Genomic DNA, 22,850 nt, shown 5'->3' with positions numbered 1-22,850 from the left:
AAACACATGAGGGAGATTTTACTTACTCTATGTATACTCTGTAGTACGCCCATAGCACTCTTAGCTCAATGCTCTGATCCTGTCTTTACCGTGGATGAAGATTTTGAAAACGTAAGCGGCTCGATTCCCGATTGCTGGATTCGAGCAGCTAATTCCAGTGTCTCGGACAATGATGTAGCGGTCGTTAATGGTCAATTACGGATCAGCGTCTTTTTTCAGGGAAGAGCCGTCATGCCCAGTGTTGAGAATTTGACGGGAATAATCACCTTCGATGCGGAGGCAGAAAATATCCTTCCTTCGGAAATGTTAACCATGCAACTTATGGCGACGGATGATGGGAGCCAGTGGGATGTTTTGACTTCATTTCAAGTCGGCACAACTTCACAGTCTTACACTTATGATTTGAAAGACGCCAATTATACGGGGAATTATACACGACTAGGATTCACATATCAGTTTACGCAGCAAGTGGTTTCTTCTTCGCTGCTGATTGATAATGTGCTGTATACCAGTGAATGTACAGACCCTAATCCCACCGTCACGGCAGTTACGAAAAACATTACAGTAATGCTGGATCAGGACGGTGAGGCCACCATAGCACCAGAAGATGTCGACAATGGATCGAAGGATGCATGTGATAACCTTCCTACTTTATCGTTAGATAAAACGCTATTTACCTGCGCTGATCTAGGTAACAATACAGTGACCCTGACGGCCACTATTGGATCAAGCAGTGATACAGAGACAGCCAATGTGAGGGTTATCCCAGAGCTGCCGGATAATAATGAAGTGATACCTGTTTACTTGCCGGCTTCAGGTATGCTCACTGTAGTCGCTTCAGATTTGGTTAACAGTAATTGTACGGATGTTACGTATACCTTGGATCCGCAAAGTCAGAACACCTTTGATTGTAATCACGTAGGTAGTTCAATTCAAAATTCCATCAAAGCCACCTGGGGAAACGGAGCAGACTCTCATTCTCATTCGATTACGCTGATGCCACTTGATACCATTTCACCGGTGCTTGATTTGATGGATGGTGCTGTAACACTTGATGGTACTGGGAATGCGACAGTATCAGCTGCTTTGTTCGATACAGGGTCAACCAGTTCTTGTGGGCTGACACTATCCCTTTCCAAATCGCAATTCACGTACGATGATATAGGAGTAAATACCATCACGGTAACTGGTGTAGATGCTTCAGGTAATTCGTCAAGTGGCAATGTTCAATTAACCGTACAAAGCGGCTTGGTAGAATTCAATGCGGCGCCCGCATTGCCAGCACCGTATTGTATAGATGGAGCGACAGCTTTTGATATCAACTTGGATGGGTCTGTAAATGGTAGTACCTACTATTTAATAGATACGCTAGATAACTCGATTGTAGATGGACCAGTACTAGGAACAGGAAACGCCCTGACATTCAGTACAGGAATACTCAGCGGTCCGAAAACATTTGAGGTTGCTGAAGAAACAGCCTTCACATCGATTGATCAGGGTTCTGCTTTTACTTTCGTGGGGAGCGGTGAATACGCAGATGGAAATGGTAATTGGCGCTTCAATTATGCGAACGGCTACACATTTGAAGCTACGATAGATGACTTTAAGGGAGTAAGTAGCAATAACAATGTGCTATTCTCAATTGGTAACAGTGGAGACAGTGATATAGAAGCCTATATTCAGCAGAACACAGGTTACTTAGTGATTCTTCATGAGCGAAATGGAGGGTTGAATTTTGAACGGTATCCGGCACCCGCTTTCAATACAAAAACGCACATTGCTATCGTTTATGCACCGAATGGTTCCCAATTCATGAGTGTTTATTACGATGGTGCATTGATCTCGAAAATAGGCGGGGGAATCAATAATAGCCTCGGTGTTAACAGTAACTATGTGTTTAAAGTAGGGGAGATCAATCACACGGCTTTTGGCAGTACCAGTATTTCAGATTTGACTATTGATGAAGTGAGGGTTTGGGATGCGCCCAGAACAGCTGCGACCATTCAATCGCTGATGAATACCTGTGTGGATGAGACCTCACAAGGTCTGATGCACTATTACAGACTGGATGAAGGTGCCGGCACGGTAGCGAGCGATCTATCAGGTTCTTTAGATCTTACACTGATCAATCCATTAGCCAATGCTAACAATTGGGCTGCTCCAGGTTCTGGTCTTGTTGCCTGTTCGGTAGATGTGTTAGTTCCCATTTCTAATGACGTGACTATAGGTGACATTACGGCCCCCACAGTGGTACTACAGGATGTTACTTTATCTCTGGATGCTACAGGAAAAGCAACACTTGCACCGGCTGACGCGGATAATGGTTCGAGCGACGATTGTACACCTGCATCAGAGCTAACCTTTGTGGCCGACCTCACGGACTTTTCGTGTCATGATTTAGGGGACAATACGGTAACCATTACGGTGACTGATAAGGTTGGAAATGCTGCCAGTCGGACCATTATAGTAACTGTCGTGGATGACGTGGCGCCGGTTTTCTCTGCGAACAACCCTAATGGATTATCACCCCTGAGATTTGCGATCGATCCTTCAAGTTCAAACGCAGTTACTTTTGCTGTTAGTGATCTGCGAACTTCCGTAAGAGATAATTGCGATCGCAACCCAACCGTAACACTAAGTCAGTCAAGTTTTACTTGTAGTGATTTAGGAAGCCAAACCATTACTTTGACGGCTACGGATGCGTCTGGTAACACTAGTACAGCTACAGAGATTATAGAGATTGTAGATGAGACAATCCCTACTGCAGTCACACAGGATGCAACGATTGCATTAGATGACAATGGTGTAGCAACAATTGCTGCAGACGAGATCAACAACGGCTCTACTGATAATTGCACTGCGACAGGAGATCTAATTTTGAGTCTTTCCAGGACGTCTTTTAGTTGTGAAGATCTTGGGGCAAATACGGTGATCCTTTCGGTCTCTGATGCTTCAGGAAATGAAACGACTGCCTCTGCCATCGTCACAGTTGTCGACAATATAGCACCAGTGGCTTTTGCGAAGAATATTACCGTCGATGCTGGAGAAACCCTTCTTCCATCCGATATTGATGATGGATCTTCTGATAATTGTTCTGTCACCTTGTCTTTAGATCAGAATGTGTTCAATACACCTGGAAGCTATACTGTTACCCTGACAGCTACAGATCCCGCTGGTAATACGGCTACTGCAATGTCAACCGTGACAGTATTGGAAGTGAGAACTGCGCAGAGCATTGCCTTTTCCCCAACGACTAGTAGTGTGTATGGAGAGGTGGTAACACTCTCAGCAACGGCCACCTCACAACTACCTGTTGTTTTTACAGTATCTACAGGGCCAGGTACCATCAGTAATGGCAATACACTGACCCTAACAGGGGTAGGACATGTGACCATAGTGGCCAGTCAGGAAGGAAATGATTCCTTTTCAGCGGCACAGGAAGTGACCAGGGTAATTGAAGTGTCAAAAGCACTTCTATCGGTAGTCATTGATAATCAATCCATCACTTTTGGAGCAGCCCTTCCCACCTATTCATTTAGTTACCAGGGATTTGTTTTGGGAGATGGGCAAACCTCACTGGATGTAACGCCGATTGTAGGATCGACAGCTACTGCTGCTAGTGAGGTTGGAACTTATCCGATCACGGCTACAACATTGGGAACAGATGATTCTTACGAACTGCAATATCAAGATGGCGTATTGACAATCAATAAAGCAGATCAAACCATCGATTTTGATGACATTGCTGATTTGGATTTGTCGGTGACCAATTTTGTTACCTTGGCTGCAACAGCTTCTTCCGATCTGGCAGTGACATACACTTTATCACAAGGGGATGGGAGCATATCGGGCAATGCGTTGACCGTAAATAGAATTGGAGATTTTACCGTTGTGGCAACACAGGTAGGTAATTCCAATTATAATGAGGCAACGGCGACGCAATCTTTTACGGTGATAGATTCCAGAAAAACTGATCAAGTCATCACCTTTAATGGAGTTTCAGATCGGGTGTACGGAGACGTAGTGGCCTTGTCAGCGACGGCAAGTTCCTCATTACCAGTGACTTTCCAATTGGTATCAGGAACCGGGAGCCTGGATGGGAATATCTTAACGATCAGAGGAGTGGGGAATTTTGAGGTGGTAGCATCACAGGGCGGCGATGCAATTCATAACCCTGCTTCTGCTGTACATCAACAATTTACGGTAAATAAGGCACCCCTCACGGCTACGGCTGTAGATGTTGAGATCAATCTGGGCGACATCCTGCCAAATTTCGAGATTTCTTATTCAGGCTTTAAGCTGAATGAGACAGTTGCTGTCTTGGACCAGCAACCTACCGCATTTGTCGATGCGTCCGTTGGGACAGATCCCGGCGAATTTCCGATCCAGTTGGTGGAAGGCAATGATGACCACTACGAAATCGGACTGCAGCCGGGATTACTTACCATCGTTGAGTCCGTGCTATCCAGTTCATTGGAGATTCCTCTCACAAGTAAGGTTTATCCCAACCCAGCAACTGAAAAATTTATTTTCGAATGGAGCGGTACAGGTATTGTGGTACTGAATGTAGTGACCATGCGTGGAGAGAAACAATGGACAAGTAAACCCTTTACAGGTTCCTTGGACGTGGATGTATCTGCATGGTCAAGTGGTGTATATTATGTACAACTATTCGACCAAGGTAATCTAATGGGTACCTATAAACTGTTCGTCAAATAAGATAGTCAATATTGCTCAACCAGCAATCTACAACAACAGGTGAAGAGGCTGTTCCGAAAAGGGGCAGCTTTTTTTACGAGTCAGTTGATTACTATCCATATTGCTTTACAATAGTATATTCAAGATACTGAAGTAAGGTTTCTGGCGAAAGAGAATACGATTAGATAGCTAGGTACTCCGCCATGAAACTCCATTCACGATTGTTTTTTCCAGGTCTCCGCCATATTCTGAGATCACATCCAGTTCCCATCGGCAAGGGTCAGTTGGGTTCGAGACATCAATTCCGGTGACGCTTAATTCCCGGGTGCCCTGGTCAATGGGAATCGTGGCGATGGCATATTCCAGGTTGTGCAGGAATTCGAATGCTTTGACAACATGAGCGACTGACGGAGATTGTCCATTTCCGCCAATCAAAACTTCTATTTCATCAATGTCCAGATAGCCGGGATTTTTCAATTCCTCATAACCAAGTACCATTTCCTCCGCATCGAATTCCGCTTGCCAAATGGTGTGATTTAGGTGCGGGTAGTCTGGAGAAATTTCAAAATCGAGTCCTAGAAATTCCTTGAAATTACGGAGGACCCATTGCTCGTAGTTTTGATATTCCACCGCCTGATCCTGTACATAGGACAACAACCAGCTTTTCTCACCTACATAGACGAAACCGGACTTTTCTTGCTCTTCAAGTTGCTGGATCCGCTGTTGGATCATGGAAGCCTCGACCAGATTCAATGGTAGTCCAATGAATGACCGGTTCCTCTCCGCTTCCATCCATCGGAAATAAGTGGAGATAGGGATGTACTTCCTGATCTGGTCGGAGTTTGGTTGGATGTGCATGGTAGCATGAATTGAATTTGGCAATAATAAAGTTACCAAAGTTCAATAAGCTCATTGTTGCTCCGTTGCTTTATAAGCTTTGGTCCTTTCCGGAAATTCAGTCACGGTGTAATCAAATTCAGAAGACCATTCAAACTCAATTACTTCAAACCCATTGTAAGATTCCAAAGGTGTCAGTTCATACCCCCTTAGGGTCATCAAAAAGCGATCCAGGCCACCAAACGGATAACCATAAGGAGCAAATTCGAAAAGGCCATGACTTGAATCAGTCATTTCCAGTTTGACCAGCGCTGTTTCAAAGCCATATTCCAGATAATTGAGCATTTCCGCAGGTTGGAAACTAAACATGCCGTACCTGACCTCATCGTATTTGGCATACCTTTCAAAGCATCGCTTTACGTAATCGGGGATCAGTTCCTGGTAGCGTTTTTCCTCTGTAGTAGGTGAATTTTCAACCGCTTCGTATGCTTCATCAATTTCTTCCTGCGTCATGTTTGCCCAATCGATATCGGGTTCTGCTTTTTCTTCCTCTTCGAATCTGAATCCGGGCTGACGGACCTGTTCCATGTGCGCATAAAGCTGTTGGAAGTCGGTGAATTTGGCAGCATCATTGATGGCGAATTTGATGTAGAGCATCGGCATAAAGTAAAGATAACTATCGACCTGCTTTACGAAGATCCGATGTTGGAATGCTCCTTAGATCGACTTGAAAATCTTCGTTAGGAGACGATTCACCTCAATTGATCCATGCGCTCAATGGTACCTTTTCCAATCAATTTCCGCATGACATGAGGGCCGTTTTTGATGATCTCTATCCGACTGTTAACTCCAGCATCCAATAGGCGCTGATGGCGATCTTTGGCGGCATTCATCCAGTAGTTATCATTATCACCGACGACAAAGGAGACCTTTACACCTTTCAGTTGAGACAACTTATTTTTATTCGTAGTTCCCGGGTTACCTGCCATACCAGTGATCGAATGGAAATGATTGGGGATGGACATGACCAAATCAAAAATTGAAGCACTATTGGCGCTAAAGCAGATGGTATGGAACTTGTTGCCTTCTACCTTGTAGGTCGTCCTTAAGTGATCCATTAGTGCCACGACTTGCGCTTGTTTTTGTGAAGACTCATAGAGGGTGAAATCAACCAGTATCCATCCGTAAGTTGCTGTTGTTTTACGCCAATAAAAAGACTGGTCACCTTCCGATTTCACTTCTGATGGACCGATCGCAACTGGATAGGTCTTGTTGGGATCAAAATCATCTGGAAGCTGAATGGCATAAGTCACAGCCTTACCCTGAAAATCAAACGTTTTGAAGGTTCGGGTAGATCCCCAGGTGGTGCAGGCACCACCCAGGAAAAGTAGGAAGAACAATGTTCTCATTTTACTTGGATTCAAGGTCTGCAATGACACCATCCAGGTAAGCAAACTGATTTTCAGGAGCAAGCGTCCTGGCTTGCTTGTAGTATTTCAGCGCGAGTTTCTTATTGCCATCTTTGAGATAGGCTTCACCCAGACTGTCGGTAAATCCCCAGATGAATCGGTGTTCAGCATTGTTTTTTACATTCATTTGGAATACCTCGATGGCCCCTTTGGTATCTCCACCATTGAGCAATTGGTAGCCATACTGGTTGAGTTGGAATCCGTTTGCCATCGGTATAGCTTCCTTCATGAGTGCTTTCGCTGCATCTTCCTGTCCTGCTTTTGCGAGCAATCCCGCTTTCACCTGAAGATTAGTAAACCCTTTGCTCATGTTGATAGACTGATCGATCCAGGCCATGGCTTGTTCCAGTTCCACGTCATTTTGCAGCGCGAAGTTGGCTGCCTGGGAATAGCCCCGCCATGAGAATCCTGCAGGACCTTTGAGTTCTGCTTTTGCATTTTCAAGAACGATGCTTGCCACATCAAAACCGATGGTGAACGGAACTTCCAGATCTGCCCATTGCAAAACCGCAGTAACCTCATTTCCGCCACGATCTTTGAAACTATAATTCAACCACTCTTCCGCAGCAATTTCTTTGGTCTTGACATCCACGATTGCTGTGGTCTCGGCCTCCGTGGGGGAAACGGTTCCCCATGATTGGGAGAATTGAGACAAAATGACCCTTACGTTCTGTTTGTCTACGGGTAGCATGAACAATCCATAAGTTCCGGCAGGTACACTTTGACCTTCAATAGTTGCATCGTGAGAAAAGGTAATGGTGGTATTTTCATTGGCTCCTGCTCGCCAGATAGACCCGTATTGGATGATCCCACCCCAGATGTTCCGACCTTTGGCGCCTGGGCTGTGATAGGTGATCGTGACATTAGAAATACCCACTCGCTGCGACACTTCAGCGTATTGACTTGCTCTTGGTAGTGTCAGGTTTTGTGCAAATGTGAAGGTGCTGATCAGGAGCAGCAGACACACAAAAAATGATTTCGATTTGATGTAATTCATGTTTTAAGTTTTTGATGACTTGTAACATGCTTTACGGTTCTGGTTGAGGCAGGCACATGAAAGAATGACCAACCGTGAGACGTGTGATGAATGGTTAGCTTTGATTCAAATAAACCATCACATCCTGCTTGAAGGACCGCCCGGAAGCTAATTCCTGACCATTTTTCAAGGTAAACCGATATTCGTTGTTGCTGGTATAGGTGCACTTTCCGATGTACCGTTTATTCAGGATCAGAGAGCGATGAATCCGGATGAATTCCTCAGGGTTCAACTGCTCGGCGAGGGCATTCATTGTTGTTCGATACAGGTGCGTCTTGTTTTGTGTGAACAGATTAACATAATTGCCATTTGCTTCAAAGTACAGCACTTCATCCAGGTCCACTTCAAATTCACGCCCTCTGTCTGTAATGATGAGGTGATCCAGAAATTGATCGGACCGATGAAAAGTCTGGATCATCTTGAGTAATTCTTTGTTGAAATCAGTGGTTCGTTGTGATTGAAAATGAGTGGCCACTTTACGAATTGAAGCTTGAAAACGTTCTTCATCGATGGGTTTGAGTAAGTAGTCCAGGGCATGAATGTCAAAAGCTTTGATGGCATACTGATCGTAAGCGGTCGTGAAAATGATGTAAGGCATTTGCACTCCCTGGATACGTTTGATCACTTCGAAACCATCAAAATCGGGCATTTGCACGTCCAGAAAAAGCAAGTCTGGTTGCTTCAGCCGAATGAGGTCTACCGCTTCCTGTCCATTTTTTGCTTCTCCCAGCACCTTGATTTGGTCGTGAGTTTCCAGCAGTTTGATCACTCTCTGACGAGCGAGAAATTCATCATCGATTACGAGTGCTCTAATGGTCATGTGTTGCATGGGATTTTGAGAGTAGCCGTATATGTTTCTGTGGTTTTTTCCGCGTTAAAGGCTTGCTGGTCGCCGTACAATTCTTCAAGCCTTGCGGCTACATTACGGATACCAATGCCAAAGCCACTTCCGTTAACCGATCCATTTTGAGCCGGGCAATCATTGGTGATGCGGATATGCAACGCTTTGTCGAAGACTTTCGCATTTAGCGCGATACTTCCCCCGTTTACATTTCTGGAAATACCGTGTTTGATCGCATTTTCGACCAGCGGTTGAAGCAGCAAGGGCGGGACTGGTGTGGCCAAAGCCTGATCGTCAATATCAAAAGTCAGGGACAAGCGGTCCTGAAAGCGGATGCGCTCGATTTCCAGGTAGGCCTTGATGTAATTGAGTTCATGCTCGAATGAGATCATTTGACGTTGATCTTTTTCAAGGATCTGCCTTAATAATTGGCCCAATTGAGCTAGCATCTTCTGGGCCTTTTTGCTGTCAATATCGATGAGAGAAGAAATGGAATTCAGGGTATTGAACAAAAAGTGTGGCTGTAGTTGATGTTGAAGAGCGCTGAGCCGGGCTTCATTAAGTTCTTTCTGCTGTTTGAGGTAGCGTGAATAGTAGGTAATGGCCAATAGCAGACACATGATCAGCCAGTATTCCAGAACGCTGGAAAAGAGCCCGGCTGAAAGAGCCACCTGGTTACCGAGGGCAAACCAATCCGGTAAGAAACCCGACCTGAAATAATAGGCAATATCGAATAGCAGAACAGTCAGTACCCGGTGACAGATAGCGATCAGTAGGCTTATCCCCACGTGTTTTAAGGCGGTCCAGACGCCTATTTTTCTGGCCAATAACTTTTGTGCGATGCGAAGTAAAAAATGAAAAGAAACACCCCAAAGCAAATAAGTGATCAAGATTCGTGTACTTACTACAAACCAGCTGAATTGATAGCCATAGTCATTGATCAGGTAGTCGGTATACTGTCGCAAGATGAGAAGGCTACTTACCAATAAGGCAAGCAGTACGGCATGTCCGGTACTGAATGGTGAGGGTTTCATCCGCAGGTATTGTTCCTGATTTATTGATTAAAATTACGTTTTTGGCCGGGTTGTGATCCAGTTTTGGTGACCAATGGCTAAAAATGTGATTTTTGGTAAAAACTCAAATTTCCCGCTCATGTCTGAATCCATTCCCCGTTTTATTGTTTTGTATGCATTGATGGTTTTGTCCGGTTGCTCAGGATCTAACCAAAATAACGACAGTTCTGCCGTTGCCTCAGAAGTCCCTTCCGAGGAATTAAAGAACGTGAATGACCTGACCTATATGGAAGTCGTAGAACTGGTATTTAAAGATGAAGGAGAAGGAGTAGAGTGGCACGGTGAGGCATTGCCCAATGAATTGAAGGAAGCATTGTTGATCGAAGAAGGTGGCCCTTGTGGCGAGCATGATTGTGGAAAAATCGTCAATATTCGAAATACTTCTGACAAAACGATTGTAGCCATCACTCGGGGAGATTTTGATATCAATGAAGAGCAAGGATATTTAGCTCGGAAATACACAATCCCGGCAGGGCAGACCCGTTCTATGGGCTGTTCACACCTATGCTATCGGGGCGAGGCTTTTCCATTTCCGAGAACCATTGTTGGAAGTGCATATTCGGATTAGCAGGCTTAGTTGTAAGAGCTAAGACTCCAATCCGATAAAGAAAAATAGTGGGAACTAACTCCTAAAATACAAGTTCATGACCAGGATGCCATTCGATCGTTCCACTTCATAGCTGTCCAGTTCATTCAGGTCGAAAAACTCATTGTCGACCCTGAGGTTAGAATCTCCGATGAATTCATAGTCGCCGTGACTTTCGTCCGAACAAAAACTATTGGCCACACATGGAACAAGGGCGGTTATGTTATTGCGCTGAATGATACCCTGGAGAACAGAAGATAATGTTGTTTCGTCATCGTCATCATTGCAAGAAAAAGAACCCAGGACGAGGAGGAATAAGATGATTTTAGTTTTCATAATTGAGTCGTTAAGTTTTGAACAAAACGGCAATTATGATGCCATAGTACATCTAATGCCCATTTGGCAATAAAGTTAGGGAAGCGTTTTCCTTCAACTTAAACTTTTCGATGGCCATTTTCAATTGGTTTAATGTAGTTGCTGTTGCCTGTGTCTGCGACTGATACTGCTCCATGCCTGCTGCCAGCTGTGCTGCGGAACTAGATACCTCTTCTGTTCCAGCTGCCGTTTCTTCGGCAATGACCACTACGGATTCGGTGATATTCACGATATCACGGATGTCTTGCTTTTGTGCCAGACTTGCTTCATAAATCTCGCGGGCCAATTGTAAGGTTTGATCGGTTGCCCCGGCTATTTCCTGAAAAGCGTTGGAGGCTTGTTGAGAAGCGTCTTCACCTGCCTGAATGCGCTCATTCATGACTTCCAAAACCTGGGCGGCCTCTTGTGTGTCGTTTTGGACCTCTTCCACCAATTGACTGATGCTGCCAGCTGACCGTCGCGAGTCTTCGGCCAGTTTACGGATCTCATCCGCCACTACGGCAAAACCTCTGCCAGCATCTCCCGCCTGGGCCGCTTCTATGGCCGCGTTAAGGGCGAGGAGATTGGTTTGTGCAGCGATCTCAGTAATGACGTCCAAAGCCTGAGAGATTTCTTTCGAACGGTTGGTCAATACCTGAAATGAATCGTTGGTTTTTGCTGAGAACGTAGAAATGTCCTGCATGGACAGGTTTACCTTTTGGATTCGGTCCATTCCTTGTTCACTTTTCTCAGTACTGGCCTGTGCAGCCCTGTTGATGTTCTGTGCCTGATCTTCCATGCCTGATGAAGATTGCATGATCTTTTCAATCAACTGAGAAGACCTGTCTGTCTGTTCTACCTGGCTTGTGGCACCATTGTTCATTTCCTGAATGGCCTGGGCAATTTCAGCGGTGCTTAGGTTCATTTCCTTACCGGTACCGAGCATAACCGAAGCCGACGATTGTATTTCGTTGACTTGTTCGATGACGTTGGCAAGGAGCAAAGTCAGGTTTTGCAATCCCTGGTTCAGGTTGAGCGAAAGCTGTCCAATATCACCTTTCAGGTCTTCATCCAGACGTTCGGACAAGTCACCTTCTGCCATCATTTGAGTGAGCGAACTGATGGCCTGAAAAGGAAAATGGAATGATGCCAGTAAATCATTAATGGATTGTGCCAACTCCTGCCATACCCCTTGTTTTTCTTCTTGATTGATGCGAGTAGATAAGTTGCCATCTTCGGCAGCTGTAGTTATGACTTGATTGACTTCACTAATCACCGCCAGAAGGTTTTGCCGCATTTGCAGCAGGGATTTTCCCAACTGGTCGGCTGATCCGGAGAGTTGAAAATCAGATTTCAAATTGCCCTGTCCGATCTCCTCTGCAAAGGCTGCTTTTTTAGATAGCGCTACCAGTAATAAATTAACTGATTGCGAGATCCTACTCAATTCATCTTTCCCGTGAATGGCAATTTGTGCCTGTGGATCTACTTCACCACGAGCGAGCCTATTCAATAGCTGCTCGGATTTTTGGAGGGACCTCACCATGCTATTGGTGATAAAGACAATGGCCATTACCAACAGGAATAGCCCTGCAAGTCCAATGAAGATGGTATTTCGGATAATTTCGATGGATGCGGCCGTGATCTCTTTGAACGGAACCACGGTGCCTATCGTCCAGAACATTTGTGACTTACCAATGGGGACCTGTCTCAAATTGACGTATACTTTTTCATCTGAATACCCATCAAAACCTTCGAAAGTCCAGGCTTCTCCCTCAGATAGTTGCTGCTTCAATTGGCGCGGATCACGATCCTTAATAAAAGTGATTTGGTCGATGTATTCATTGATCAACCCCTGGTCAGGGTGAGCGACCACTTTTCCCCTGTCAGATATGATCAGGGCGTAGCTTCTTTCGAAAGCATCAAACGTGGTAGTGGCCATGTATCGACTCGTAGCAAAATCAAAACCAACCTGACCCAGGTATTGATGGTCTTTCATCACCGGACTCACAATGCTGGTGCCCAACAAGCCAGGCCAGGCATTTGGTGCGAAATGATAAGGTTCCGCAGCACCTTCTTCCTCAAGCAAACGCAATTGATAGTAGAAGTTTTCCGGGTTATAGGAAGAAAGGTCCGTAGAATCTGAGAATTCTCTGCTGGAACCATTGGGCAAGCGTGTATAAGCATGACGTTCCCGACCGTGATCTTTACTCCATTCTAGCCATATGGACGATAGGTCCCAACTAAGCCAGACCTGTTTCAGATCGGGGTTGCTATCCAGTATGTTAGACAAGAGTTGTCGTTCCAGCTCAAATCGTTGATTGGCTGGCAGGCTGGGGTAATCCTGGATCATCTTGGCCATCGCTCTGGAAAGCGATAAATAGCCTTCAAAGTCGGATTGGATCCGATTGGCTTTTTCCTTTGCTCCCAGATCCGCCAACTTCTTAGCGTCTGCAATGGATTTTTCAGCCATGTTCCATCCTACATAGGTAATCGCCGAGGAATAGGTAATCAGCGAAATTCCCAGGATCAGCAAAAGCATTTTTTGCCGAATAGAAAATCGTCTTAGCATAAATCTGTCATATAAAATGACATAGCCTGGTAAAACGGGTCAAACAGCTAAATGGTGTATAGCTATTGCAAAGTTAGAAGAATCTGACTTTTTGTTGACCTGACTGGTCATGAATTCGTAGGTATAGGTGATCAATGGGTATTTTTATCACTAATCATTATTTTGAAACTTGAAAAGCTATATCGTAACCACCTACGGCAATCCTGAAGAGGTAGTACACTTACAAGAAGTGGATCAACCAAAGCCCGAAGGAAAACAGGTACTCGTTAAAGTGAAGGCCGCACCGGTCAATGATTACGATTGGTCGGCTTCCAGTGGGCTTCCGAAATCCTATCGGTTGTTGTTTGGATGGTCCAAGCCTAGAAAGCGATTTCAGCGATTGGGCATGGAAGTCGCGGGTATCGTCGAGGAAACAGGGCCTGAGGTGACACAGTTCAAGGTAGGTGATGCGGTTTACGGCGATACCTCCGATCATGAGTTCGGGAGCTTCAGTGAATACATGTGCGTGAATGAGAAAGCATTGCACATCAAACCTGAACGTATGTCATTTGTAGATGCGGTAGCCATTCCTCATGCTGCCATGTTGGCTTACGAAGCATTAATTGACCTGGGAAAACTGGGAAAAGGACAACAAGTATTAATCAACGGAGCTGGAGGAGGCATGGGTACATTTGGGTTACAGATCGCAAAAACCTATGATGCTGAAGTAACAGGTGTGGACGGTGCGCATAAATTCGACATGATGCGAGATCATGGATTTGATCATCTGATCGATTATCAACAAGAGGATTTTACCCAAAACGGAAAGCAGTATGATCTGATCCTGGATGCCAAGACGAATCGGTCTCCCGGCGCTTACCTTAAGTCCCTGAAGCCAAAAGGAAAATACATAAGCGTCGGAGGGAAGTCCGGTAAACTATTGCAATTGGCGTTTTTCGGAGGAGTCATTAAACTGTTTACCGGCAAATTGTTCAAAGTATTGGCACTGGAACCAAACAAATACCTGGACAAAATGAACGAGATGTATGAAGCTGGAGCGATCAAACCAGTGATAGACGGACCGCATTCGTTCGACAAAGTTCCTTATTTGATCAAGTACTTTGGGGACGGACTGCACAAAGGCAAAATTGTGATTACCATGGAGGAGGACATACTTTGATAATGGATTTCTTTACCCTCGGCCTGAGTTTTATTTTGTTGCACGAACTGGATGCGATCCGGTGCCACGAATGGCGAATGTTTCCCTTGACCAGCTTTCTTCCGGAACGAACAGGAATGATCGTTTTCCTTTATCTACATATACCACTTTTCTATTGGATATTGTTGCCTTCTACTTTAAATGATCCTACTTTCAAATATGGCTTCAGTATCTTTTTGATCGTGCATTGCTTTCTACATATTGGGTTCTTGTGGCATAAGAAAAATGAATTCAAAGACTGGATTTCCTGGTCCTTGATCATCCTGGCGGCCCTCTGCGGGATGTTACATTTACTTGATCTCTAAGTTTATGATCAGAAAAGCTAAACCCATAGACTATGATTCGGTCTGGGAAATATTTCATCGCGTGATTCAGCGTCGGGATACGTATGTATTCGATCCATCAACACCAAAAGCAGATCTTTTGAAACATTGGTTCGCGCCGAACATGCATACCTATGTCTTTGAAGAAGAGGGAAATATTCTGGGGACCTACATCATCAAGCCAAATCAAATTGACCTGGGAAGCCACATTGCCAATGCCAGCTACATGGTCCATCCTGATGCGCAAGGGAAGGGCATTGGCCAACTGATGGGTGAGCATTCTTTGAAAATGGCGAAATCGATCGGTTTTTTAGCGATGCAATTCAATGTCGTCATCAGTACCAATATTGCCGCTATCAGATTATGGGAAAAGTTAGGCTTTGAAATCATTGGGACTACTCCTGATGGCTTTCGAACTACTTATGGATTGGTAGATACTTATATCATGTACAGAAGCCTTTAAGTAAACTTCGTCAATTTTAGAAAATCAATTGTTTTTACCCGCTGTGGCGGATCGCCCCAACCCTTAAGGGAGTCAATTGATTTTCGATCTTTCCCTTTAGGGAAGTGAAGCGACCCACGCCGGGGGTAAGAAAGAAAAGTTGACAAAAAAGAGTCAATTTTAGATAACATACTGATCAAATACCATGATTAGATTTGTTACATGAATCGATTCCCTTTCATGCTATTGGCCTTCTCGGTGTTTGCCTGTGATCAACCTTCAACTGAGACTACTTCACCTGTTGAAAGCCCAAAAGTTGTGCTTTCCGATTCTTCAACCATTGCTCACCCCGTAGGGTACCAGTTTCCTGAAGAAGAAACGTTCAAGGTACTGTCATGGAATGTGGAACATTTTGTAGATCCTTATGATGATCCGTATATCAGGAATCGGAGAGAGGACAACCCCGATCCAGATATGCCACAGCGTGCACAGCTACTGGTGGAGGCCATCAAAATGGCAGATGCGGACGTGGTGATATTGCAGGAATTCGAGAGTGAAAAATACCTGATGAGTCTTGCTCGAGATTCCTTTCCGGAGCTGGGTTATCAATTTTTTGCGGATGCTGCAAGTCCTGGATGGTACATGAATGTAGTACTGATGAGTCGCTTTCCATTAGGTGTACTACAGGCCTATGGAGACATTTATACACCAGTCACTGGATATGTGGATGATGAAGGAAACAAGCAAACGCAGGTCAACCTGAATACCCGGATGTGGACTATGCAAATTTTTGCTGATCCTTCTTACGATTTCTGGCTGACCGGGGTTCACCTCAAGGCAGGTAGAGGTCCAAGGAATGAAGCCATGCGAGCGGGTCAGATCCATTTACTGAATCAGCAATTCGATCAATTGGTACAACAAAACCCGGAGGCCAACCTGATGATGGCCGGAGACTTCAATGCCTATCCGAATAGCAATGAATTGAAGTTACTCACGGACAATCATCTGATTGATCCAATGGATTCAACCGTATGGACCCACCCTTCAGATTTACCTGCAAGAAGGCTGGACTATATGTTAGTCAATCAGGGCATGGCCAATGAAATGGTGGTCGGATCAGTGCAACCAGTTTATTTCTTCAATGCAGATTCCATGCGCATGCTCAGTGATCATTTACCGGTGATAGGTGAGTTTAGGAGGGGAGAAAAGCCTTAAATCATTGATAATTCATCTCCAGTTTGTAATATATCTGGCGAGTAAGATGGAGGCCCCTGAATAAGAATTATGTTAGTCGCCCTGAGTTATTTTTCCAGATCGCGCAATAATTGACAAAATTTCGATAATTCATTAAAGGAGATTTGCCGAAGCCTTGTTCTTAACTTGAAATGTCAAGGAATTGGTGGTTATTGGTTTTTTGTTTGATGATAATGCTCGCTGAATTATCAGGTCAGAGTTCTGTTTCTGAACAAGCGCAAACGGACCAGGTAGCTGGTCAACTCTGGTCGGCATTGGGGAGCAATCTATCGCAAAAATCTGCATGTTCCATATTCCCTTTATGGGCAATTCTTAGAGATCAGGAAAACCTTACTGAAGACAACTTAAAGCGGTTTTTGAGCTACTTCCTAAATTACGATGTTGAGGGATTGAATCTTAATCAGATAAGTTATCGATACCCCCATTACAATAAAACCGCCATTTTGAAGGATATAGAGCATTTTATTCATCTGGAATTAATTGAGTAAGGAGTTGAAGGCTGGACCTTGAATGATCGAGGGAGGACTATTATAGATAGCTATTGGGACTTGAAAGTTGAGGTAGCCGAAACATGTAAACCCGATTACGCTCATGTCAACGTGCTTACCACAATTGCCAGAAAGATCATTTCCTTCTATGCTACCAGGTTAAAACTACCTTCCTTAGAACTACGGCTTGACAACAGGCCTATGGGCTTCGAAGAATTCCCCCCGATACTTCAGGCTTTTATTTTTCAGCAGGAATTGTCCGCAGCGTTCAATGATATCGGTCATCATCGATTTGACAACTTTGCATCGGTCAGTGTTGAGGAATGGGCCAAGTGGGAGCTGAGTTCTTTGGCTCGGGAATTATTGGGAGCGACCCGAAACCATCGTGTTTATGCGATAGAACGATGTTACAACCAACCCTTTTGGAGGGTGACTCAGATAACTTGTAATGAAGCGATTCAGGAACTTCTAGATTTATCCCTTATCGAATCTCGTTCGGATAGTATTTATCAGACAAACCTCGGTCGCGATTATTTCAATGCCGCCAATGAACTGGCTGAGGAACACATTTATGGAGCATGGAATCATATCAGCCAGCAAGAGTATGATTCTTTTAAAGAGACGTTAGAATGGCTGTACAGATGAGTCTCAAACGTCCTATTCCGCAATTTTTGACAAAATGCCTATTAGCCATAATGCTAGATTTATCGGGATATGGAGCAACAGGCTGAGCATCGTTTGAATAAGAAAGGAGCAAGACACTGGCACATACTAACTCTGTGGTTGGGTTTAGCGATTATCGCCGGACCATTGGCGATCATTACTCACGAAGGGGGTCACTTTTTTGCAGCGAAAACGCTAGGGTATTCAGACGTGGTGTTGCACCATGCCTCTATAGAAAGAGGGATTTCTCCATTGGAAGAAGAAAGTCTTACGGATCGAGGAATAATCAGTTTCGCAGGTCCTCTGATTACTCTGATCATGGCAATTGGTTGTTGCTTTTGTATAAGGAAAGGCAATAAATCGATCTTTTGGATCGCGTTGGGTATTTCAACACCACTTAGGAACCTTGCCAGCGCGGCTGCATTAATCATAGTTCTGGCCGGAAAAGAGGTGAAAGGTAATGACGAAGTGAAAGTTGCTGCTTTTTTTGATATATCTCCAGTAATCCCGCTATTGGGAAGTATTGCTGTATTACTGTTCACTTGGGGCTATCTGTTAAGAATTTTGTATCATCGAAAAGGAGTTCCGGGACTTCTGGTGGTATTATTAGGGATCGTTTTGGGAAATGTGTTCTGGCTATCATTGCTTGGTCCGATTGTGTTGCCCTGAAGTGGCACACTGCTCTGGCTATTCGAGAGATTTCCATTCGTTCTCATCAAGGTACCACCAGTCCATGAGCGGTTGGTTGGTGTGGTCCCAGCCACCGAAAAGTGTAATTCGATGGATGTGAGTGTTATAGGTCAATCCTGGTTTTCCCGCTCTTCTGGTTAGTCCGGATTCGATTGCCTGCGACAATGGTCGCCAGTTGGAACCATCCCATCCCCAGGTATCGCCCAGGTATCCCTCATGGTAACCTCCAAACAAGATGGTCAATTTAAGATTCGGATCATAAGTCATGGCATGGTGATCTCTGGCAAGATGGTCATTCATGCTGGCCAAAACCCAGCCGTTAATATGGTCCCATTCCCAGGTATCACCAAGGACTATTTTTTCCGTCCCAATCCGATTAAAGCCTCCGAAAAGGACCACTTTTGCTCTAGTGTTATCATAGGTCATGGTATGTTGAAGGCGAGCTGGAGGCCCTGCTTTATCTGTTTTTTCCAACCATGTTTCTCCATTGAATATCCAAGTATCTCCAAACGCCTGACGATTGACATCCGACCCTCCAAACAGTAGGAGATCCCCAGTGCTGGAATTTACCACCAGACGATGAGATTGCCTGGCTGGCGGCCCAGATTCAGTAATCAAATGCCACGATCCGTTTTTCCATTCCCATAGGTCATTGAGTAATAACCCCTGATCATTTTTCCCTCCAAAAAGAAGGAGTCTTCGATGCGTTGGGTCATATATCATGGTATGGCCACTTCTGGGCTCCGGTGAATGATCTTGTTCGATTAATTGCCAGTGCTGGCCGTCAAATTTCCAAAGGTCGTTGAGGCGTGTTTTGCTCTCAGAACAATATCCTCCAAATAAGTAAAAGGATCTATCCTGTTCATGGTAAGCAATTACCGGTTGATTTCTCGGGCAAGGAGTTGGTTGAATGGATCCGGTAAGCGTTAGAATTGAAACGGTGACCGATAGCCAGAGATTCATTTACCTTCAGAATTGATCATCTCCTTAAATTCGGAATTATTTTCGAGATTTTTTAGTAGAGGGCTCATCAAGATGAAATCTCGGATCTTTTGGGCGGCCATACCCGACTCCTGAGCATCTTTTTTTATCCTGGTTATCCATTGTAAGGTGCCTGGCAGATTTTCTTTGGTCATGTAAAGTTCCGCAATCATTCTCGCCGTATGTCGTTTCCATTGTCCCAGATCATAAGCCTTGATTAATGCCTCAATTGCTTGCTCTTTTTTGCCGGCATTGGAAAGGCACATGCCCAGGTAATGATAAGCCCGTCCATCATAGGGACGTAAATTGACAATCTCCTGATAGGCCTCGGCTGCATTGGTCCATTCTGCTAAGCCTCTATAGGTCATTGCTCGAAGTGGCAACATGGCCTCTTTTGAAAATCCGGACTGCTTAACCTCCAGAAGCAGGGAAGGTCCCAGCTTTTCATATGTAGCGTCAGAGGACCAATTTCCAAAAACATAATTAACCTCTCCACGAGTATCTTCTCGGAAGGCAAGCTTGAATCTTCCTGTGGAGTCCGTAAAATTTAGCGGATCGTAAGCGTAGAATTTTGTGCCCAGGAACTCAATCATCCCTTTATCAACCGCTTTAATGGAAAAAATTCTCCTGGTTGCGCCCTCGCCCTCAAAACACATGCGACAATATATGGTATTGGCGTATGTTCCTTCAAATCGCTTGGCATCGACCGAAATCTTTTCAGGCAGCTTAGTAGCAGGTTTTTGAAACCATCTATCGATCAGGTGATTGGGTAGTAGGTTTCTTAAGTTTGGATTAGGACCGGTTTCAAAATCCCGGGTATAAACCAAGAAGAAACCAAGGTTGTGTTCAGGTAGCAGGTAAAGAGAACTCGAATATCCATTCATGATTCCTCCATGCCAAAGAATACGTTCTTTTCCGATTATCCTTTCCCATAGTCCGTATGAAAATCCCGGGATTTCCGGAGCATTTCTGAATTGGCGTTTGTAAAGGATTTCCTGCCATAGATCCGTAGATAAAATTCCGGCATCTTGTCCCAGAATACCTTTTATGAATCTCCCAATATCTGCAGCTGTTGCATCCATGGAAGAAGCGGGAGTAGTGACATAATATTCGTATTTCTGGGGTACGAATGTTTCCGATTGAAGTCCATAACCCGTGGCCGTAAGGCGAGGAAGTTGATCAGCCATTTCTATTCCGGAGAGATTCATGCCCATCTTTTTTAAGATATTTTCAGAGATAAATGCTTCAAATGACATACCAGAAACTCGCTCAATGATCCTGCCGGCCAAAGTGATTCCATAAGTATCATAAGAACCGACCCTTCCTGGCGGTTTCACTTGTATCAATTCACCCTTGAGAAAAGAATCAATAGTTGGACGATCTTCTGGATTATCAAAAAGCCTGCCTCTCAGTTTTTGATCAAAACCTCCCGTATGAGTCATGAGATGCCAGACCCTTACAGGCTCTTCATAGTTAGACATTAGCTTTAGTTCATCCAGGTATTGGTTAACCTCATCATTCATATTGATCTTATTGTCATTGATCAGTTTCATCAGACCCAGTACCGTAACAAATTTGGTTATAGAGCCAATCCGAAATAGGGTGCTGTCAACACTGACAGGTGTATGGTTCTCCAGATTAGTGACGCCATATCCCTTTTGATGAATGACCTGATCCCCATGTACCATGATAAATGCCGCCCCTGGTAGTCGGTCTTGCTCCATTTCATGGCTTATCAGTGAATCAATTGACTTGATCAATAACGTGGGATTTTGTAAGTCTGCGGCCAGATCAATTTTATGTTCCTGACCGAAGGCTGTACCTGGGAGTGTAATTTGAATTGCGAGTACGATTAAAAGTAATCGCAAACAGTGCCTTCTTAAGTTCATCATGGATAGATCAATCGAGATAGTTTTCCATTAGAGTCCAATACTGCTCTTGAAAATCGTTCATGTTCAGGTCGAAATGCGCCTCAAAGGCAACTTGAACATTAACTCCACGGCCTAAGTCGTTGTAAAATGCTTTGAGATCAGCAATGCTTTTATTGTGGCCTTTGGGATCAAGAAGGTATCGTACAGCCAGCTCGAAATAGGCATAATAATCCACGAAGGAATTGTTGTCTATCACTGATTGTGGGAAGTCCCCCCATACCCTAATGGCGATCGGGTTTTCCTTCTCCCGGCAAATTCCTGGTTTGGTTTCGCCAGGTATTGAGTTGTGCTACGGTCTGTACTCTGTGATTACGCGCGCCATAATTCCCAAATCCCTCTCGCATCCATACTGTATTGGCTTGTCTGTATTGAAATTCACCAATCATCAAAAATTCAACGACATGTGCCATTTCATGTTGAAATACATTTTTCCATCGCTCCAGGTCACCATTGTACCTTGGTGAATCCCTCGCCCGAATGATAAATCCATCACGATAAGCCAGACCTACCCAGGGCTGTTGGTTGTAATCGGCGAGGATATGGATTTGATCTGTTTCGTAATCTTCACGAAATCTGAATTCTCCTTCCTGATAGTCGATGATAGATTTAAGATCGTCGAAAGAAATTTCAGCTTCACTGGCAATTTGACGCCTCATGGCCTGGCTGGATTTTTCACTATAGACGATGAAGTTTTTAGATTCGACCGGACGGCCATCGTGCCATCGGTCATTCCAAAAGCTATTCCAGGACCCTTGCGAGGTATTGATCCAGAACTCTTGATCATCCGTGGCGACCCGACAACCGATTTCTATGGTGAATGTGCCTCTTCTATCGATAGCGAACGGTACACTGACCCTAAGCGAGGACCGAGTTGCAGAGATTACTTCAAATTCCGTAAACCCAAGCCTGACGATGTTTTTCGTAGGTTCTGGGTCAAAATTTTCACCTCTGATCAGGATTTCATCACCAAAAAAGCCTTCATTGGTAGAGATGCTTTCGATCACAATAGGGCCGGGCTTAGATACCTCTAGCGTTTGTTCAGATGTGGCTTTCAGTTCTCCTTTGAAAACTTCAATTTGACCTGATTCCTCCTCTTCCGAGAGAATGATATTAATTCGATCATCACTCACATGTCGGATTTCAAGCTCCACTTCATTCAATAGGACCCGAAGGTCAGTTAAAGAGTTTCCGAAGGCGTTTCCATTGATGGATATAATATCCCCGCATGTACCAAATGCGGGGGTAATGCTGGTGATCTGAAAGGTGTTACTTTCATCATCATCCGAGCATTGAATCAAAAAAACGCACAAGGCCAGCAGAAAATAATGTCCTTTGATAATTGATCGCTTCATGTCAATTGTTCCAGTTTTGTCAAATATCTGCCGGATGCACCCTTTCCTTTTTGTCAGATATTGCA

21 protein-coding genes are annotated in these 22,850 nt (G+C 44.5%); 9 read left to right on the top strand and 12 right to left on the bottom strand.

The features are described 5' to 3' along the window. Positions 1–6: 6 nt before the first annotated feature. A complete protein-coding gene (locus R8G66_15605) occupies positions 7–4,719 on the top strand; it encodes an MBG domain-containing protein (protein MDW3193797.1) in 4,713 nt (1,570 codons plus the stop codon). Between the two features lie 168 nt (positions 4,720–4,887). Here R8G66_15605 and R8G66_15600 read toward each other — a convergent pair whose 3' ends face one another. The 6 genes from R8G66_15600 to R8G66_15575 form a co-directional block, all read right to left on the bottom strand. Then, positions 4,888–5,556: a hypothetical protein gene (locus R8G66_15600; protein MDW3193796.1), complete on the bottom strand. Its 669-nt coding sequence runs from the start codon at positions 5,554–5,556 to the stop codon at positions 4,888–4,890. 51 nt (positions 5,557–5,607) lie between these two features. Then, positions 5,608–6,192 carry a hypothetical protein gene (locus R8G66_15595; protein MDW3193795.1) on the bottom strand — a complete coding sequence of 195 codons (585 nt, stop codon included), beginning with the start codon at positions 6,190–6,192 and terminating at the stop codon, positions 5,608–5,610. A gap of 95 nt (positions 6,193–6,287) precedes the next feature. Then, positions 6,288–6,944 carry a hypothetical protein gene (locus tag R8G66_15590; GenBank protein ID MDW3193794.1) on the bottom strand — a complete coding sequence of 219 codons (657 nt, stop codon included), beginning with the start codon at positions 6,942–6,944 and terminating at the stop codon, positions 6,288–6,290. A gap of 1 nt (position 6,945) precedes the next feature. Continuing rightward, positions 6,946–8,001, bottom strand: coding sequence for a DUF2911 domain-containing protein (locus tag R8G66_15585; GenBank protein ID MDW3193793.1), 1,056 nt, complete (start codon positions 7,999–8,001; stop codon positions 6,946–6,948). 94 nt (positions 8,002–8,095) lie between these two features. Then, a complete protein-coding gene (locus R8G66_15580; GenBank protein ID MDW3193792.1) occupies positions 8,096–8,860 on the bottom strand; it encodes a LytTR family DNA-binding domain-containing protein in 765 nt (254 codons plus the stop codon). Next, the gene (locus R8G66_15575; GenBank protein ID MDW3193791.1) at positions 8,857–9,915 is read right to left on the bottom strand and encodes a histidine kinase; all 1,059 of its coding nucleotides are present in this window, start codon (positions 9,913–9,915) and stop codon (positions 8,857–8,859) included. The genes R8G66_15580 and R8G66_15575 overlap by 4 nt, the downstream gene beginning before the upstream one ends. Positions 9,916–10,033: 118 nt before the next feature. Between R8G66_15575 and R8G66_15570 the strand changes: the two genes are divergently transcribed. Further along, positions 10,034–10,522 carry a hypothetical protein gene (locus tag R8G66_15570; GenBank protein ID MDW3193790.1) on the top strand — a complete coding sequence of 163 codons (489 nt, stop codon included), beginning with the start codon at positions 10,034–10,036 and terminating at the stop codon, positions 10,520–10,522. 54 nt (positions 10,523–10,576) lie between these two features. On the opposite strand, the gene R8G66_15565 is transcribed toward R8G66_15570, so the two are convergent. Both R8G66_15565 and R8G66_15560 read right to left on the bottom strand, forming a co-directional pair. Continuing rightward, a complete protein-coding gene (locus R8G66_15565; GenBank protein MDW3193789.1) occupies positions 10,577–10,876 on the bottom strand; it encodes a hypothetical protein in 300 nt (99 codons plus the stop codon). Between the two features lie 52 nt (positions 10,877–10,928). After that, a complete protein-coding gene (locus R8G66_15560) occupies positions 10,929–13,463 on the bottom strand; it encodes a methyl-accepting chemotaxis protein (protein MDW3193788.1) in 2,535 nt (844 codons plus the stop codon). Positions 13,464–13,632: 169 nt separating this feature from the next. Here R8G66_15560 and R8G66_15555 point away from each other — a divergent pair, with 169 nt between their 5' ends. The 7 genes from R8G66_15555 (at position 13,633) to R8G66_15525 (ending at position 18,500) form a co-directional block, all read left to right on the top strand. Then, a complete protein-coding gene (locus tag R8G66_15555) occupies positions 13,633–14,622 on the top strand; it encodes an NAD(P)-dependent alcohol dehydrogenase (protein MDW3193787.1) in 990 nt (329 codons plus the stop codon). A 2-nt stretch (positions 14,623–14,624) separates the two neighbouring features. Next, positions 14,625–14,966, top strand: coding sequence for a DUF6713 family protein (locus R8G66_15550; protein MDW3193786.1), 342 nt, complete (start codon positions 14,625–14,627; stop codon positions 14,964–14,966). 4 nt (positions 14,967–14,970) lie between these two features. Beyond that, positions 14,971–15,447 (top strand): GNAT family N-acetyltransferase, encoded by a 477-nt coding sequence (locus R8G66_15545; GenBank protein ID MDW3193785.1) that lies wholly within the window; start codon positions 14,971–14,973, stop codon positions 15,445–15,447. 201 nt (positions 15,448–15,648) lie between these two features. Then, on the top strand, positions 15,649–16,641 hold the full coding sequence (locus tag R8G66_15540) for an endonuclease/exonuclease/phosphatase family protein (protein MDW3193784.1): 993 nt from the start codon (positions 15,649–15,651) through the stop codon (positions 16,639–16,641). Between the two features lie 212 nt (positions 16,642–16,853). Then, entirely contained in the window at positions 16,854–17,168 is a 315-nt protein-coding gene (locus R8G66_15535; protein ID MDW3193783.1) for a hypothetical protein, read from the top strand. A gap of 60 nt (positions 17,169–17,228) precedes the next feature. After that, entirely contained in the window at positions 17,229–17,813 is a 585-nt protein-coding gene (locus tag R8G66_15530; protein ID MDW3193782.1) for a hypothetical protein, read from the top strand. A gap of 69 nt (positions 17,814–17,882) precedes the next feature. Next, positions 17,883–18,500, top strand: a complete 618-nt coding sequence (locus R8G66_15525) for a hypothetical protein (GenBank protein ID MDW3193781.1) — start codon at positions 17,883–17,885, stop codon at positions 18,498–18,500. Between the two features lie 18 nt (positions 18,501–18,518). Here R8G66_15525 and R8G66_15520 read toward each other — a convergent pair whose 3' ends face one another. From R8G66_15520 to R8G66_15505, 4 genes are read right to left on the bottom strand one after another with little or no spacing between them, the layout of a single operon-like run. Next, on the bottom strand, positions 18,519–19,484 hold the full coding sequence (locus R8G66_15520; GenBank protein ID MDW3193780.1) for a kelch repeat-containing protein: 966 nt from the start codon (positions 19,482–19,484) through the stop codon (positions 18,519–18,521). Beyond that, a complete protein-coding gene (locus tag R8G66_15515) occupies positions 19,481–21,370 on the bottom strand; it encodes a serine hydrolase (GenBank protein MDW3193779.1) in 1,890 nt (629 codons plus the stop codon). Before R8G66_15515 ends, R8G66_15520 begins: the two co-directional genes overlap by 4 nt. Before the next feature lie 31 nt (positions 21,371–21,401). Continuing rightward, positions 21,402–21,629, bottom strand: coding sequence for a hypothetical protein (locus R8G66_15510; GenBank protein ID MDW3193778.1), 228 nt, complete (start codon positions 21,627–21,629; stop codon positions 21,402–21,404). 25 nt (positions 21,630–21,654) lie between these two features. Next, positions 21,655–22,785, bottom strand: coding sequence for an IPT/TIG domain-containing protein (locus tag R8G66_15505; protein MDW3193777.1), 1,131 nt, complete (start codon positions 22,783–22,785; stop codon positions 21,655–21,657). Positions 22,786–22,850 lie beyond the last annotated feature (65 nt).

This window comes from Cytophagales bacterium (assembly GCA_033344775.1).
Lineage (GTDB): Bacteria > Bacteroidota > Bacteroidia > Cytophagales > Cyclobacteriaceae > JAWPMT01.
This window is presented reverse-complemented; position numbering and strand designations above follow the sequence as displayed.